Annotated in this window: 14 protein-coding genes; 13 read left to right on the top strand and 1 reads right to left on the bottom strand. The window is 62.6% G+C overall.

The annotated features are described in order from the left end of the window. Positions 1-9 precede the first annotated feature (9 nt). Positions 10-1,014 (top strand): SMP-30/gluconolactonase/LRE family protein, encoded by a 1,005-nt coding sequence (locus ACZ5VE_RS10140; RefSeq protein WP_464455057.1) that lies wholly within the window; start codon positions 10-12, stop codon positions 1,012-1,014. A gap of 36 nt (positions 1,015-1,050) precedes the next feature. Here ACZ5VE_RS10140 and ACZ5VE_RS10135 read toward each other — a convergent pair whose 3' ends face one another. Beyond that, positions 1,051-1,797, bottom strand: coding sequence for a FadR/GntR family transcriptional regulator (locus ACZ5VE_RS10135; protein ID WP_464455056.1), 747 nt, complete (start codon positions 1,795-1,797; stop codon positions 1,051-1,053). An 89-nt stretch (positions 1,798-1,886) separates the two neighbouring features. Here ACZ5VE_RS10135 and ACZ5VE_RS10130 point away from each other — a divergent pair, with 89 nt between their 5' ends. From ACZ5VE_RS10130 to ACZ5VE_RS10075, 12 genes are read left to right on the top strand one after another with little or no spacing between them, the layout of a single operon-like run. Then, on the top strand, positions 1,887-2,690 hold the full coding sequence (locus ACZ5VE_RS10130) for an NAD-dependent epimerase/dehydratase family protein (RefSeq protein WP_464455055.1): 804 nt from the start codon (positions 1,887-1,889) through the stop codon (positions 2,688-2,690). Between the two features lie 57 nt (positions 2,691-2,747). Next, complete coding sequence (kdgD, locus tag ACZ5VE_RS10125) at positions 2,748-3,659, top strand: 5-dehydro-4-deoxyglucarate dehydratase (RefSeq protein ID WP_464455054.1); 912 nt, start codon at positions 2,748-2,750, stop codon at positions 3,657-3,659. 56 nt (positions 3,660-3,715) lie between these two features. Then, positions 3,716-4,678, top strand: a complete 963-nt coding sequence (locus tag ACZ5VE_RS10120; protein ID WP_464455053.1) for a TRAP transporter substrate-binding protein — start codon at positions 3,716-3,718, stop codon at positions 4,676-4,678. A 56-nt stretch (positions 4,679-4,734) separates the two neighbouring features. Continuing rightward, entirely contained in the window at positions 4,735-5,223 is a 489-nt protein-coding gene (locus ACZ5VE_RS10115; RefSeq protein WP_464455052.1) for a TRAP transporter small permease, read from the top strand. 2 nt (positions 5,224-5,225) lie between these two features. Beyond that, entirely contained in the window at positions 5,226-6,515 is a 1,290-nt protein-coding gene (locus ACZ5VE_RS10110; RefSeq protein ID WP_464455051.1) for a TRAP transporter large permease, read from the top strand. 9 nt (positions 6,516-6,524) lie between these two features. Next, complete coding sequence (locus ACZ5VE_RS10105; protein ID WP_464455050.1) at positions 6,525-7,820, top strand: glucarate dehydratase family protein; 1,296 nt, start codon at positions 6,525-6,527, stop codon at positions 7,818-7,820. A gap of 13 nt (positions 7,821-7,833) precedes the next feature. Further along, complete coding sequence (gene garD, locus ACZ5VE_RS10100) at positions 7,834-9,411, top strand: galactarate dehydratase (protein WP_464455049.1); 1,578 nt, start codon at positions 7,834-7,836, stop codon at positions 9,409-9,411. A gap of 56 nt (positions 9,412-9,467) precedes the next feature. After that, a complete protein-coding gene (locus tag ACZ5VE_RS10095) occupies positions 9,468-10,445 on the top strand; it encodes a Bug family tripartite tricarboxylate transporter substrate binding protein (RefSeq protein ID WP_464455048.1) in 978 nt (325 codons plus the stop codon). A 9-nt stretch (positions 10,446-10,454) separates the two neighbouring features. Next, positions 10,455-11,576, top strand: coding sequence for an L-talarate/galactarate dehydratase (locus ACZ5VE_RS10090; protein ID WP_464455047.1), 1,122 nt, complete (start codon positions 10,455-10,457; stop codon positions 11,574-11,576). Positions 11,577-11,605: 29 nt separating this feature from the next. After that, positions 11,606-13,078: an aldehyde dehydrogenase (NADP(+)) gene (locus ACZ5VE_RS10085; protein WP_464455046.1), complete on the top strand. Its 1,473-nt coding sequence runs from the start codon at positions 11,606-11,608 to the stop codon at positions 13,076-13,078. Between the two features lie 25 nt (positions 13,079-13,103). Next, a complete protein-coding gene (gudD, locus tag ACZ5VE_RS10080; RefSeq protein WP_464455045.1) occupies positions 13,104-14,438 on the top strand; it encodes a glucarate dehydratase in 1,335 nt (444 codons plus the stop codon). A 24-nt stretch (positions 14,439-14,462) separates the two neighbouring features. Beyond that, the gene (locus tag ACZ5VE_RS10075) at positions 14,463-15,431 is read left to right on the top strand and encodes a Bug family tripartite tricarboxylate transporter substrate binding protein (RefSeq protein ID WP_464455044.1); all 969 of its coding nucleotides are present in this window, start codon (positions 14,463-14,465) and stop codon (positions 15,429-15,431) included. The last annotated feature ends 29 nt before the right edge of the window (positions 15,432-15,460 follow it).

Genomic DNA, 15,460 nt, shown 5'->3' with positions numbered 1-15,460 from the left:
CATCACGGCATGACCGAACAGACCTTATTGATGAATGCGGCTGCACCTGGTGTGGCTTTTGCCTTTGCCCCCAGTCAGCGCTACCCCGATCCACGCATCGAAGTGCTGGACCCCTCGTTTGCGAAGTACCGCATTTTCAGCAGCACCGTGGAGATGCTGGGCAGCGGCATGCGCTGGGCCGAGGGGCCGGTTTGGTTTGGCGATGGTCGCTATTTGCTGGTTAGCGACATCCCCAACAACCGCATCATGCGTTACGACGAGGCCACGGGGGCCTGGGGTGTGTTTCGCGCGCCGTCCAACTTTGCCAATGGTCTGAGCCGCGACATGCAGGGGCGTTTGCTGGCCTGCGAGCACGGCGGGCGCCGCATCACGCGCACCGAATACGGCGGCTCTATCACCGTCCTTGCTGACCGCTACGCTGGCCAGCGCCTGAATTCGCCCAACGACATCGTTTGCCAAAGCAATGGCGCCATCTGGTTCACCGATCCACCGTTTGGCATTGGTGGGCACTGGGAAGGTGAAAAGGCCGAAGCCGAGCTGCCGCACGCGGTTTACCGTATCGACCCGGACTCGGGGGCGTTGCTGCAGGTGCTGACCGATCTGCTTGGCCCTAACGGACTCGCTTTTTCACCTGATGGGCAAGTGCTTTACATCGTTGAAAGTCGTGCTCAGCCTTACCGAAAGGTCTGGGCCTATGACGTGAACGCCTCAGGCGCGCTGTCTGGCAAGCGTCTGGTGATCGACGCGCAGGGTCCGGGTGCGCTGGACGGCATCGCGGTGGACGAGGACGGCAACCTCTGGTGTGGCTGGGGCAGCAATGGCAGCCTGGACGCCCGACCTGAAGACGCGCCGGATGGGGTGCGGGTGTTCAACCCGCAAGGTCAGGCGATCGGGCACATCCATTTGCCCGAGCGCTGTGCCAACCTGTGTTTTGGCGGGGCAGGGCGAAACCGCCTGTTCATGGCAGCAAGCCATTCGCTGTATGCGCTTTATGTCGAGGTTCGGGGCGCTTGAGCCTTGAATTGACAAGACATCGTACAACTTAGGGGCTCAATGGCCCCCACTGCGGGCCTTACGCAGGCGGTCGCGGCTGTTGGACAAGTGGGTGCGCATGGCCGCACGTGCGGCCTCGGTGTCGTGGTTGCGGATGGCGTTGAAGAGGCTTTCGTGTTCACCATGCACGCGCTCCAGATAGGCTTGCCTGCCCTCGGGCGCCTCGTCGGCCGTCTTGATGCGGGTGCGCGGGATGATGTGCGTGCCCAGGTAAGTCATCAGGTCGGCAAAGTGCCGGTTGCCGGTGGCCTGGGCAATTTCCATGTGGAACTGGAAATCGCTGGGCACGGCATCCGACTGGCTGTGGATCGCGCTGGCAAAGCTGCGCAAGGCTGCAGCCATGGTGCTCAGCTGCTCGGGGGTGGCGCGCTGGGCGGCCAGACCGGCGGCCTCGGTCTCCAGGCTGATGCGCAGCTCCAGCACGGCGATCACGTCGTCCAGCGTGGCCATGTCCTGCTCGGCAATGCGGAAGTTGTGCGTGGTGGGCGCTTGCAGCGCAAACGTGCCGATGCCATGCCGCGTTTCGACCAGTCCTGACGCTTGCAGCCGCGAGATCGCCTCGCGCACCACGGTGCGGCTGACGCCCAGCTCATCCATCACAGCCGATTCGGTGGGCAACTTGTCGCCGGGCTTGATCTGCCCGGCCTGGATCAATTGCTGCAGGTGCTGCACCACTTCCTGCACCAGACCCCCGCGGCGGTTGCGCGTGGCGGGTGGGGTGGTGCGGGTTGGAGGGAGGTTCATTTTTTTCGTCCCGGTTCTTGACAACAGTGGTGCAAGCATACAGAATTGCCAGTCATCAGACAACTAACAACTTCGCGGATGTCCTCCAAATGACCCACCCCTCCCACCACACCCTGCTCATGACGGGCGCCGCTGGCGGACTCGGACAAGCCATGCGCGCCAGGCTCCAGGCCAATTGCCAGGTGCTGCGCCTGAGCGACATTGGCACCATGGCCCCCGCACAGGCCGGTGAAGAAGTGGTGCAGGCCGATCTGGCCGATGCCGAGGCGGTCAAGTCGCTGGTCGCTGGCTGTCAGGCCATCGTGCATTTCGGTGGCGTGTCCACCGAGCAGCCCTGGGGCCCCATCTTGCAAGCCAACATCATTGGCGCCTACAACCTGTACGAAGCGGCCCGCATCCACGGCGTCAAGCGCGTGGTGTTTGCCAGCTCCAACCATGTAATGGGCTTTTACCGCCAGAGCGAGGTGGTCGATGCCCTGAGCCCGCCACGCCCGGATGGCCTGTATGGCCTGTCCAAAGCCTTTGGCGAAGACCTGTCGCGCCTGTACTTTGACCGCTACGGCATCGAGACCGCCTGTGTGCGCATTGGCTCTTCCTTTCCTGAACCCAAAGACCGCCGCATGCTCGCCAGCTGGATGAGCTACGACGACCTGCACCGCCTGATCACGGCTTGCCTGACCACGCCGGTGCTGGGCCACAGCATCATTTACGGCACGTCTGACAACAGTGTGTCCTGGTACGACAACCACTTGGCGCGCCACATCGGCTACCGCCCGCAAGACAGCTCGGACATTTACCGGGAGGCTGTCTACGCACGCACCCCCGAGCCTGATCTGAGCGACCCTGCCGTGCAGTTCCAAGGCGGCGGCTTCGTCAAGATCGGCCCGTTCTGAGCCGCACCCCTATTTTTTCTTTCTGACCACCCACTCTTTTCACAAGGACCTTCCGAGATGAATCCGCAAGAACTCAAAGCCATCATGTCCCACGGCCTGCTGTCGTTCCCCTTGACCGACTTCCATGCCAACGGCGACTTCAACAAGCAAGGCTACATCGACCGCCTGGAGTGGTTGGCCCCCTACGGCGCCACCGCTTTGTTTGCCGCAGGCGGCACGGGCGAGTTCTTCTCGCTGACCGGTGAGGAGTACCCCGAGATCATCCAAACCGCTGTGGACACTTGCCGTGGCAAGGTGCCGATCATTGCCGGTGCCGGTGGCCCGACCCGCTTTGCCATCCAGTGCGCCCAAGAGGCCGAGCGTGCCGGTGCCCACGGCATTTTGTTGCTGCCGCATTACCTGACCGAAGCCGGTCAGGAAGGCCTGATCGCCCATGTGGAAGCCGTCTGCAAGAGCGTCAAATTCGGCGTCATCGTCTACAACCGCAACGTCTGCAAGCTCACCCCCGAATCGCTGGCCATCCTGGCCGACCGCTGCCCCAACCTGATCGGCTTCAAGGACGGCCTGGGCGACATCGAGCTGATGTCTTCCATCTACATGAAGATGGGCGACCGCTTTGCTTACCTGGGCGGCCTGCCCACGGCCGAGGTGTATGCCGCTGCCTACAAGGCGCTGGGCACCCCGGTGTATTCATCGGCCGTGTTCAACTTCATCCCCAAAACCGCGATGGCGTTCTACCACGCTGTGGCCAATGACGACATGGCCACGCAGCACAAACTGCTGCGTGAATTTTTCATGCCTTATCTGGCGATTCGCAACAAGATGCCCGGTTATGCCGTGAGCATCGTCAAAGCCGGAGCCAAGCTGGTGGGCCACGACGCAGGCCCTGTGCGCGCACCGCTGACTGACCTCAAGCCTGCCGAAATGGAGCAGCTGGATGCGTTGATCAAGACCTTGGGTCCTCAATAAGCCTTTTCCCGTTTTTCACCCGGCAGTCCTTTCAACAACCACTCAGGAGACATTTCATGACGTTCAAGACTTCCTTGTTGGCCGCAGCCGCCGCGCTGTCGCTCAGTGCCCACGCCGTCGAATTCCGTTCCGCCGACATCCACAACTCCGACGACTACCCCACCGTGGTCGCGGTCAAGCACATGAGCACTGTGCTGGAGAAGCTGTCCGGCGGCAAACACAAGATCAAGGTCTTCAACAAAGGCGCTTTGGGTTCCGAGAAAGAAACCATCGACCAGGTGAAGATCGGTGCGCTGGATCTGGTGCGCGTGAACGTGGCCCCCATGAACGGCATCTGCCCCATGACCATGGTGCCCACCATGCCGTTCTTGTTCCGCTCGGTCGATCACATGCGCCATTCTCTGGACGGTCCCGTGGGTGCCGAAATCCTCAAGAGCTGCGAGTCGGTGGGTTACGTGGGTTTGGCCTTTTATGACAGCGGCGCACGTTCGATCTACGCCAAGAAAGCCATCAAGACCGTGGCCGATGCCAAGGGCCTGAAGATCCGTGTGCAGCAGTCCGACCTGTGGGTGGCCCTGGTCAGTGCCATGGGCGCCAACGCCACGCCCATGCCTTATGGCGAGGTCTACACCGGCCTCAAAACCGGCCTGATCGACGCCGCTGAAAACAACATCCCTTCGTTTGACACCGCCAAGCACGTGGAAGCCGTCAAGGTCTACTCCAAGACCGAGCACTCCATGGCGCCAGAAATTCTGGTGATGTCCAAAGTGGTGTGGGACAAGTTGCCTGCCAACGAGCAAGCCATGATCCGTCAGGCGGCCAAAGAGTCGGTGGCGGTGGAGCGCAAGGCCTGGGACGAAGCCGAAAGCAAATCGCTGGCCAATGTGAAGGCCGCAGGTGCCGAGATCGTCGAAGTGGACAAGAAGTCTTTCCAGGCCGTGATGGGCCCGGTGTACGACAAGTTCATGACCACGCCTGAAATGAAGCGCGCGATCAAAGCCATCCAAGACACCAAGTAATCCCGTCATTGGCCTTCCTGATGCCCCCGGTGCAGAGCCGGGGGCTGGAGCTTTTCATGTTCACCAAATTTTGTGCAACCGTCTCCAAGCTCTGCCTGGTGCTGGCGGTCATCGGCCTGATCGCCGTCATCCTGTGCGTGCAGTGGCAGGTCATTGGCCGCTATGTGCTCAACGACACGCCGACCTGGGCCGAAGCCCTGGCCATGCTGATCGTGTTGTTTGTCACCGCCTTTGGCCTGGCCGTGGGCGTGCGCGATGCAGGCCACATTGGTCTGGAGTCTCTGGTGGTCTTGTTGCCCGAAAAATGGCAGCACCGCATCGAGGTGCTGATCAATGCGCTGGTGGGCCTGTTCGGCTTTTTGATGGTGCAGGGCGGCTGGCTCTGGGCCAGTGCCAAGTGGGGCGAGAAAAAGCCCATGCTGCCGGTGCCCGACGGCATCGACTACGTGCCGGTGATCATCGCGGGCGCTTTGATTTTGTTGTTCTCCATCGAGCACATCGTGGCCTTGCTGCGCGGTGAAGTGGTTGAGCCTGTCTGGGAGTGAACATGGAATTGACCGTCCTCGCACTGAGCTTCACGCTCCTCTTGATTCTGGGTGTGCCGGTGGCCTTTGCCATTGGCCTGTCCTCGGTGGCCACCATCGTGGTGGCCGGTTTGCCCGTGGCCATGGTGTTTCAGAAAATGGTCGGCGGCATGCAGGTGTTCTCCTTCCTGGCCATTCCGTTTTTTGTGTTTGCCGGTGAGCTGATGCTCTACGGCGGCATTGCCGACCGCATCGTGCGCTTTGCCAACAGCCTGGTGGGCCATGTGCGTGGCGGCCTGGGCATGAGCAATGTGATCGGCTGCACCATCTTTGGCGGGGTGGCGGGCTCGCCGCTGGCCGATGTGTCGGCCATGGGCTCGGTCATGATCCCGCTCATGAAGAAGGAAGGCTACGACGCCGACTACGCGGTGAACGTGACCACGCATGCTGCTTTGGTGGGGGCCATCATGCCCACCTCGCACAACATGATCATCTTCACGCTGGCAGCTTCTGGCCTGGCCTCGGTGAGCGTGCTGGGTTTGATTTTGGCGGGGCTGGTGCCTGCCATCATCTTGACGCTGTGCAACCTGGGCGCGGCCTATTGGGTGGCGGTGCGCCGTGGTTATCCGATCCACGGCAACTTCCCCGGCTGGCTCGAAGTGTTCAAGGCTTTTGGTGCGGCATTGCCGGGCCTGTTTGTGGTGGTCATCATTTTGGGCGGCATCTTGTCAGGCGCCTTCACGGCCACCGAGTCGGCGTCCATTGCCGTGGCCTGGGCGCTGTTTGTGACCGTGATCGTGTACCGCACGCTGACGCTGCACAACTTCCTCAAAGCCTGTGCCAAGGCCTGCAAGACCACCGGTGTGGTGCTGCTCTTGATTGGCATCTCCAACGCCTTCGGTTATTTCATGGCGCTGTATGAAGTGCCGCAGATGACCGGCGCCTTGATGCAAAAAGTCAGCAGCGAGCCTTGGGTCATCTTCTTGATGATCAACATCTTGTTGTTCATTCTGGGCACCTTCCTGGATATGGCGGCGACCATTCTCATTTGCACCCCGATCTTCATGCCGATTGCCATGCATTTCGGCATGGACCCGATGCAGTTCGGCATCATGCTGCTGATCAACTGCGCCTTGGGTTTGAACACGCCACCTGTGGGTTCGGTGCAGTTTGTGGGCTGTGCCATTGGCGGTATTTCGGTGGGGCAGGTCATGCGTACCATTGCACCGTTTTATGGCGCATTGACCGTGGCCATGCTGCTGGTGACCTATGTGCCGCAGTTCACGCTGTGGCTGCCCCATCTGCTCAAGTAAAGCTGTGCCATGACCCTTGCCATCCGCCACGTCCGCGTCACGCCCATCGCATTCCGTGATCCACCGCTGCTCAACGCGGCAGGCATCCACGAGCCCTGGGCGCTGCGCTCGATCATCGAGATCGAAACCGCCTGTGGGCGTGTGGGCATCAACGAGACCTATGGCGATTTGCCCATGCTGGACGCGCTGGCCAAGGCGGCACCGGCATTGCAGGGCCTGTCGCCTTGGGACCTGAACACCATGGAGGCCCGGGTGGCCGCGCTGGTGTCTCCCGCCAAAACCGGTTCCGAGTTTTTGGGTGAGCAGATTTCTTTGGCGCCCGGCACGCATGTGTCCAAAACCGTGGCCAAGGTCATCAGCGCTTTTGAGGTGGCCATGCTTGACCTGCAAGGTCAGCTGGCCAATGCCCCGGTGGTGGACCTGCTGGGCGGCGCTGCACGCGATGCGGTGCCTTTCAGTGCTTACCTGTTTTTTAAACATGCCGAGCACATCGACAAGACCCGTACCGAATACCTGCCCGACCCCTGGGGCGAAGGCATCACCCCCGAACAGCTGGTGGCGCAGGCGCGTCGCATGATCGCGCAGTATGGCTTCAAGAGCATCAAACTCAAGGCCGGAGCCTTGCCGCCAGAGCAGGAAGTGGCCGCCATGCTGGCGCTGGCCCAGGCCTTTCCAGGCACACCGCTGCGCATCGACCCCAATGCCAACTGGACCGTGGCCACCAGCCTGAAGGCGGTGGCGCAACTGCGCGGCGTGCTCGAATATTACGAAGACCCAGCCCCGGGGCTGGACGGCATGGCTGCGGTCGCACGTGAGTGTGATGTGCCGCTGGCCACCAACATGGTCGTGACCGACTACAAAGAGTTTGCCGACAACGTGCGCCTGGGCTGCCCGGTGCGCATCGTGCTGTCTGACCACCACTACTGGGGCGGCCTGCGCACCACGCAGCAGCTCTCGCGCCTGTGCCAGACCTTTGACATGGGCCTGTCCATGCACTCCAACTCGCACCTGGGCATCAGCCTGACCGCGATGACGCACCTGGCCGCTTCGGTACCGCACCTGGCCTATGCCTGCGACACGCATTACCCCTGGCAAGACGAAGAGGTGGTGAAGGGCGGTCGTCTGAAGTTTGAAGACGGCAGCCTGCGCGTGCCGCGCACGCCAGGCCTGGGCGTGAGCATCGACTCAGAAGCGCTGGCCCGTCTGCACGACAACTACCTGCACTGCGGTATCCGCAACCGCGATGACCTGGGGCAGATGCGCAAATACGACCCCACTTTCACGGGCAAGCAGCCGCGTTATTGAGTGAAGTGAACACATGAGCACACCTACCCGTCCCCTCGCCATCCGCATGCATGCAGATGACAACGTGGCCATCATCGCCAACGATGGCGGCTTGCCCGCAGGCACCGTCATGCCTGAAGGCCCCACTGCGGGCATCACCTTGCGTGACAAAGTGCCACAAGGCCACAAGGTGGCCCTGAAAGACATCGCCGCAGGCGCTGCCGTGCTGCGCTACAACGTGCCGGTGGGCTTTGCCCGCGAAGCGATTGCCGCAGGCAGTTGGGTGCACGAGCGCCTGCTGGATATTCCACCTGCACGCGAATTGCAAGGCCTCCCCATGGCCACCCAGCCTGCACCGGCCTGGACACCGCTGGACGGCCACACCTTTGAGGGTTATGTGAACGCCGACGGCTCGGTCGGCACGCGCAACCTGCTGGCCATCACCACCACGGTGCAGTGCGTGGCGGGGGTGGTCAAGATTGCGGTGGAACGCATCGAACGCGAGTTGTTGCCGCTCTATCCAAACGTCGATGGCGTGGTCGGGCTGGAGCACAGCTATGGCTGCGGTGTCGCCATTGACGCGCCGGGTGCCGAGATCCCGATCCGCACGCTGCGCCACATCAGCCTCAATCCCAACTTCGGTGGCGAGGTCATGGTGGTCAGCTTGGGTTGCGAAAAGCTGCAACCCTCTCGCTTGTTGCCACCCGGCAGCTTCCCGATCCACGACGCCAAGGGCAAGGACCAAGGCCCCGACCTGGTGTGCCTGCAAGACGATGCGCATGTCGGCTTCATGTCCATGATCGACGACATCGTGCAGCGCGCCAAACCCCACCTGGAGCGCCTGAACGCCCGCCAACGCCAGACCGTGCCCGCGAGCGCGCTGGTGGTGGGCGTGCAGTGCGGCGGCAGCGATGCTTTTTCGGGTGTGACGGCCAACCCGGCGGTGGGCTACATGGCCGACCTCATTGTGCGCGCTGGCGGCACCGTCATGTTCTCGGAGAACACCGAAGTGCGCGACGCGGTGGAGCAGCTCACCCGCCGTGCCGCCACGCCACAAGTGGCCGAAGACGTGGTGCGCGAACTCGGCTGGTACGACCAGTACCTGGACCGCGGCCGCGTGGACCGCACCGCCAACACCACGCCGGGCAACAAGGCCGGAGGCCTGTCCAACATCGCCGAAAAAGCCATGGGCTCGATCATCAAAAGCGGCAGCGGCGCCATTGCCAGCGTGCTTGCCCCCGGCGACAAACTCAAGGCCGACCAAAAAGGCCTGGTGTTTGCGGCCACGCCTGCGAGCGACTTCATCTGCGGCACGCTGCAACTGGCAGCGGGCATGAATGTGCACGTGTTCACCACCGGTCGCGGCACGCCCTATGGCCTGCAGGCCTGCCCGGTGGTCAAAGTCGCCACGCGCAGCGACTTGGCCCGGCGCTGGCACGACCTGATGGATTTCAACGCCGGGCAGATTGCCGATGGCGCGATGACGATTGAAGAAGCAGGCTGGGCGCTGTTTCGCATGCTGCTCGAAACGGCCAGCGGCCAACGAACCTGGGCCGAGCACTGGAAGCTGCACAACGCGCTGGTGCTGTTCAACCCCGCACCGATCACCTGAAATCCCACGTTCCATTTAACTGTGACCGAACCTCAAAAATCTAGGAGACAAACACCATGAAAAAACGCCAACTCTTGCTCTCGATCGGTCTCGCCGGTCTGTGCCTGCTCAGCCAAAGCCAAGCCTTCGCGCAAGCCGACTACCCCAACAAACCGATCAAACTGATCGTGGCTTTCCCGCCCGGAGGCACCAGCGATGTGATGGGCCGCCTGGTGGCGGAAGAATTGGGCAAGGTGCTCAAGCAGCCTATCGTGGTGGAGAACATTGCCGGTGCCGGCGGCATCGTGGGCATGGACCGTGCACTCAAACTGCCAGCCGACGGCTATACCCTGATCCAGTCCGGGGTGGGGCAAAACGCGGTGGCACACGGCTTGGATGCCAACCTCAAGTACAACTCGATGACCGATTTCATCCACCTGTCGCAGGTGAACTCGGGTCCTAACGTGTTGCTGGTGCATCCTTCCCAGCCTTTCAAGACGGTGAAGGATCTGGTGGACTACGCCAAGAAGAACCCGGGCAAACTGGATTACGGCTTCACCCATGCGGCTTCGGGTCACATGGCGATGGAACTGTTCAAGCAGACCACCGGCATCTTCCTGACCGGCATCCCCTACAAGGGCGGTGGCCCCATGCTCAACGACCTGTTGGCGGGCACCATTCCCATGGTGTTCCTGAACCAGGACGTGGCCTTGCCCCATGTGAAGGCGGGCAAACTGCGCGCGATTGCGGTCTCCAGCAAAGAGCGCAACCCGCTCTATCCTGACACCCCCACCGTGGCGGAGTCCGGCTACAAGGGTTTTGAGGCCACTTCATGGTCCGGTATTTCTGTGGCCAAAGGCACACCGCAAGCGATTGTGGACAAGCTCGAGGCGGGCATGACCCAGGCCATGAAATCCGATGCTTTCAGGAACCGTCTGACTTCGGTCGGCTTTGTGGTGCCACCCTCGGGCAGCAAACACTATGTGCCGTTCCTCAAGTCCGAGCTGGACCAGTGGACCCGCGTCATCAAGACCGCAGGCATCAAAGCCGAATAAGGATTTCCGATGTCTGACGCCATTTCCTGGGTCCGCGTTTCGGCCTGCACCTTGCCCTTGGCCAACCCCATCAGCGATGCCAAGGTACTGACCGGTCGGCAAAAGCCGATGACCGAAATCGCCATCCTGTTCGTCGAAATCAAGACGAAAGACGGCGCCGAGGGCGTGGGCTTCAGCTATTCCAAACGTGCCGGTGGCCCCGGCCAGTTTGCGCATGCCAAGGAAATTGCACCGGTCTTGATCGGCGAAGACCCCAATGACATTGCCAAGCTCTGGGACAAGTTGTGCTGGGCGGGCGCTTCGGTGGGCCGCAGCGGTTTGAGCGTGCAGGCCATTGGCGCATTCGATGTGGCCCTGTGGGACATGAAAGCCAAACGCGCCGGATTGTCCCTGGCCAAGCTGCTGGGCACGCACAGAGACAGCGTGCGTTGTTACAACACCTCGGGCGGTTTTCTGCACACACCACTCGATCAGCTGCTGGTCAACGCCTCGGCCTCGGTGGCCAATGGCATTGGCGGCATCAAGCTCAAGGTGGGCCAGCCCGACTGCGACAAAGACATCGAGCGTGTGAGCGCCGTGCGCCAGCACCTGGGTGACCGTTTCCCGATCATGGTGGACGCCAACCAGCAATGGGACCGCCCGACCGCGCAGCGCATGTGCCGCCGCCTGGAGCCGATGAACCTGATTTGGATCGAGGAGCCGCTGGACGCCTACGACCACGAAGGACACGCCGCGCTGGCCGCGCAGTTCGACACCCCGATCGCCACGGGTGAGATGCTCACCAGCGTGCAGGAACACTGGGACCTGATCCGCCACCGCGCCGCCGATTTCCTGATGCCCGACGGCCCCCGCGTGGGCGGCATCACACCATTCCTCAAGATCGCCCAACTGGCCGAGCACGCAGGCGTCATGCTGGCCCCGCACTTTGCGATGGAGCTGCACATCCACCTGGCCGCCAACTACAAGACCGAACCCTGGGTGGAGCATTTCGAGTGGCTGGAGCCGCTGTTCAACGAACGCATCCAGATCCAGGACGGTCGCATGCTGGTGCCCACTTTGCCTGGCTTGGGCGTGTCGCTCAGCGAGCAGGCCCGCCGCTGGACCACGGCCAGCTTCGAGGCCACGGCCTGATCCGTTTTCTTTTCCATTTGCAGTACCCCATGACCACTCTCCAATCCTTCAACGCCCGCACTGGCCAAGCCTACGGCGCGGCCTTGCCCGCCACCACCACCGCCGAACTGAATACGGCCATCGACAAAGCCGGTGAGGCTTTTGACGGCTGGCAAGCCAGTGACGGCGCCAGCCGCGCCAACTTGCTGAATGCCCTGGCCGCTGCATTGGAGCAGGATCGCGAAAAATTGGTCGAGCTGGCCGATGCTGAAACCGGCCTGGGCTTGCCGCGCCTGAACGGCGAGCTGGACCGCACGGCCTTTCAGTTGCGCCGTTTTGCCACCATCGCGCAAAGCGGTGGCGCCTTCGTGTTCACCGACGACCCGGCTGTGGCCGGTGCCCCGCCCGCAGGCCATCCGGCCATGATGCGTGTGCGCGTGCCGCTGGGCCCGGTCGCCATGTTCTCGGCCAGCAACTTCCCGTTCGCGTTTTCGGTGCTGGGTGGTGACACGGCTTCGGCGCTGGCAGCCGGGTGCAGCGTGGTGGTCAAGGCCCACTCGGGTCATTTGCACACCTCGGCCCGCGTTTATCAGTTGGCGCGCCAAACCCTCGCTGCGCTGGGCTTGCACGAAGGCCTGATCCAGATGGTGCAGGGCGCAGGCAGCCAAGTCGGTGTGGCGCTGGTCCAGCACCCCACCATTGCTGCCGGTGCCTTCACCGGCTCCACCCGTGGCGGCGCGGCGCTGCGCGATGCGGCACGCGCCCGTCCGCGTCCCATCCCTTTTTATGGCGAGCTGGGCTCCATCAATCCGGTCATCGCCACGCCCGAGGCCTTGCAAAAAGGCGGCGACGCTTTGGTGCAGACCCTGGCCGGTTCCATCACCTTGGGTTGCGGCCAGTTTTGCACCAACCCCGGCTTGCTGGTCTTGCAGCGCAGCCCCGAAAGCCAGGCTTTTGTAGCGGCACTGACCGAAGCGCTCAAGGCCATCCAGCCGCACGCCATGCTGACCCAAGGCATGCGCCAGGCGCTGGATGCGGGCACGGCCAAGCAGCTCGCTGCAGGTGCCAAGGCGCTGCTCAACAACCCCGTGCCCGACATCGCGCCTAAGCCTTTCCTGGCCGAAGTCGATGCCGCCACCTTCATGGCCGACCACCAGTTGCAAGAAGAAGTCTTTGGCCCCGCCAGCCTGATCGTCTGGACCGATTCGGTGCAGCAGACCCTGCAGGTGCTGCACGCCGTGGGGGGCTCGCTCACCGTGACTTTCTGGGGCGCGGACCAAGACACGCCCGAAGTGCGCCGCCTGGTGCGCGGTGCCACGGCCATTGCCGGTCGTGTGCTGTTTGCCGGTGTGCCGACTGGTGTGGCGGTCACAGCTGCGCAGCAGCATGGCGGCCCCTGGCCGTCGTCCACCGAGCCCATGACCACTTCGGTGGGCGATGCCGCCATGGACCGTTTCCTGCGCCCTGTGTCCTTGCAAGACATGCCCGCTTGGCTGGTGCAGCGCCAGGGCCGCCCTTGCTGATGACTGATTTTTCCGAGAGATTGACATGACCCTTGCATCCACCCCCGTCATCACCGCCATGCGCGTCATCCCCGTGGCTGGGCGTGACGGCATGTTGCTCAACCTGAGCGGTGCGCACGCGCCGTTTTTCACCCGCAATCTGCTGGTGCTGACCGACAGCCTGGGCCACACCGGCGTGGGCGAAGTGCCCGGTGGCGAAACCATCCGCAAAACACTCGAAGACGCCCGCGAACTGGTCATCGGCCAGCCACTGGGCAGCCACCTGGCCGTGTTGCAGCGCATGCAGCAGACCTTTGCCGACCGCGATGCCGGTGGGCGTGGCCTGCAGACCTTTGACCTGCGCACCACGGTGCACGCTGTGACCGCTGTCGAGTCGGCCTTGCTCGATCTGCTGGGCCAGTTCCTCAACGTGCCCGTGGCCGCCTTGCTGGGCGAAGGCCAGCAGCGCGACGCGGTGGAGATGTTGGGTTATCTGTTCTACGTGGGCGACCGCCACAAGACCGACCTGCCTTATGCGAGCGAGCCCGATGCCGACAACGCCTGGTTCCGTGTGCGCCACGAAGAAGCCATGACGCCCCAAGCCATCGTGCGCCTGGCCGAAGCGGCCTATGAGCGCTATGGCTTCAACGACTTCAAGCTCAAGGGTGGCGTGCTGCGTGGCGAGGAAGAAGTCGATGCGATCCGTGCGCTGCACGAGCGCTTCCCGCAGGCCCGCATCACGCTCGACCCCAATGGCGGCTGGTCGCTCAAAGAAGCGATCCGCCTGATGCGCGACATGCACGGCGTGGTGGCTTATGCCGAAGACCCTTGCGGCGCGGAGCAGGGCTTCAGTGGCCGCGAGGTGATGGCCGAGTTCCGCCGCGCCACTGGCCTGCCCACCGCCACCAACATGGTCGCCACCGACTGGCGTCAGATGGTGCATGCGTTGAGCTTGCAAAGTGTAGACATCCCGCTGGCCGATCCGCATTTCTGGACTATGGCGGGCAGCGTGCGTGTGGCGCAAACCTGTCGCGACTGGGGCCTGACCTGGGGCTCGCACTCCAACAACCACTTTGACGTGTCATTGGCCATGTTCACCCATGTGGCGGCGGCTGCACCGGGCAAGGTCACGGCCATCGACACCCATTGGATTTGGCAGGACGGCCAGGGTCTGACGAAAGAGCCACTGCAGATCGTGGGCGGCATGGTGCAAGTGCCCAAGAAGCCGGGCTTGGGCATTGAGCTGGACATGCTCAAAGTCGAAGCCGCGCACCAGCTGTACCTGCAACACGGCTTGGGTGCACGCAACGACGCGCAGGCCATGCAGTATTTGATCCCCGGCTGGACATTCGACAACAAGCGGCCTTGCATGGTGCGTTGAGCACATACACAACAGGAGACAAACATGAACAAACGCCTTTTCACCATCGCCCTGAGCGCAGCGCTGACGGCCATCGCTTTGCCAGCGGTTGCGCAGACGTATCCCGCCAAGCCCATCAAGATCGTGGTGCCTTTCCCGGCAGGCGGCACGTCCGATGTGTTGGCCCGCATGATCGGGCAGAAGATGACCGAAAGCTGGGGTCAGCCGGTGGTCATCGAAAACAAACCCGGATCGAGTGGCAACCTGGGCGCCGACGCGGTGGCCAAGTCTGTACCCGATGGCCACACCCTGGTGCTGATGGACGTGGGCAACCTGGTCATCAGCCCGGCCTTGTTCAAGCTGCCCTTCAACGTGGCCAATGACTTTGCGCCTGTGGCCATGGTGGCGTATTCACCGCACCTGCTGGCTGTGAGCACCAAGGTGCCCGCCAACACGCCCGCTGAACTGGTGGCCTACGCCAAAGCGCAAAAGGGCAAGCTCAACTACGCGGTGGCCGCAGGCATGGGCAGCGCCTCGCACCTGGCGGGCGTCATGTACGCCCAGCGCAGCGGCATCGAGTGGGGCTATGTGCCCTACAAAGGCGGCGCGCAAGCCATCACCGACTTGATCGGCGGCCAGGTGGACGTCATGTTCAACGGCATGGTCGCCACCTACCCGCATGTGAAGGCAGGCAAGATCAAACTGATTGCTATATCCAGCGCCAAACGCAACGCACAAATGCCCGACACCCCCACCGTGGCCGAAATCCTGCCGGGCTTTTTGACCGGCAGTTTTCAGGGTCTGCTGGCCCCGGCGGGCACACCCAAAGCAGTGATCGACAAGCTGCACGCCGAAGTGCAACGCATTGCCGCCATGCCCGACGTGCGCGAACGTCTGACCACGCTGGGCGCAGAGCCTTCAGGCATGAGCCCGGCGGAATTCGGCAACTGGCTCAAGGCCGAGATCCCTGCGATGGCGAAGATCGTGAAGGACGAGAAGATCACTGTGGAGTGAGCGACGTTCGATGGGACGTGAAGCGTATG

It is taken from the genome of Limnohabitans sp. INBF003, assembly GCF_055396645.1.
The sequence above is the reverse complement of the archived record's forward strand: the minus strand, read 5'-3'. Positions and strand labels throughout refer to the sequence as shown.

What these genes read in the sequence shown, in the direction of transcription:
- ACZ5VE_RS10140 (WP_464455057.1), top strand. Translation starts at nt 10, where the DNA reads ATGACCGAACAGACCTTATTGATGAATGCGGCTGCACCTGGTGTGGCT.
- ACZ5VE_RS10135 (WP_464455056.1), bottom strand. Translation starts at nt 1,797, where the DNA reads ATGAACCTCCCTCCAACCCGCACCACCCCACCCGCCACGCGCAACCGC.
- ACZ5VE_RS10130 (WP_464455055.1), top strand. Translation starts at nt 1,887, where the DNA reads ATGACCCACCCCTCCCACCACACCCTGCTCATGACGGGCGCCGCTGGC.
- kdgD (WP_464455054.1), top strand. Translation starts at nt 2,748, where the DNA reads ATGAATCCGCAAGAACTCAAAGCCATCATGTCCCACGGCCTGCTGTCG.
- ACZ5VE_RS10120 (WP_464455053.1), top strand. Translation starts at nt 3,716, where the DNA reads ATGACGTTCAAGACTTCCTTGTTGGCCGCAGCCGCCGCGCTGTCGCTC.
- ACZ5VE_RS10115 (WP_464455052.1), top strand. Translation starts at nt 4,735, where the DNA reads ATGTTCACCAAATTTTGTGCAACCGTCTCCAAGCTCTGCCTGGTGCTG.
- ACZ5VE_RS10110 (WP_464455051.1), top strand. Translation starts at nt 5,226, where the DNA reads ATGGAATTGACCGTCCTCGCACTGAGCTTCACGCTCCTCTTGATTCTG.
- ACZ5VE_RS10105 (WP_464455050.1), top strand. Translation starts at nt 6,525, where the DNA reads ATGACCCTTGCCATCCGCCACGTCCGCGTCACGCCCATCGCATTCCGT.
- garD (WP_464455049.1), top strand. Translation starts at nt 7,834, where the DNA reads ATGAGCACACCTACCCGTCCCCTCGCCATCCGCATGCATGCAGATGAC.
- ACZ5VE_RS10095 (WP_464455048.1), top strand. Translation starts at nt 9,468, where the DNA reads ATGAAAAAACGCCAACTCTTGCTCTCGATCGGTCTCGCCGGTCTGTGC.
- ACZ5VE_RS10090 (WP_464455047.1), top strand. Translation starts at nt 10,455, where the DNA reads ATGTCTGACGCCATTTCCTGGGTCCGCGTTTCGGCCTGCACCTTGCCC.
- ACZ5VE_RS10085 (WP_464455046.1), top strand. Translation starts at nt 11,606, where the DNA reads ATGACCACTCTCCAATCCTTCAACGCCCGCACTGGCCAAGCCTACGGC.
- gudD (WP_464455045.1), top strand. Translation starts at nt 13,104, where the DNA reads ATGACCCTTGCATCCACCCCCGTCATCACCGCCATGCGCGTCATCCCC.
- ACZ5VE_RS10075 (WP_464455044.1), top strand. Translation starts at nt 14,463, where the DNA reads ATGAACAAACGCCTTTTCACCATCGCCCTGAGCGCAGCGCTGACGGCC.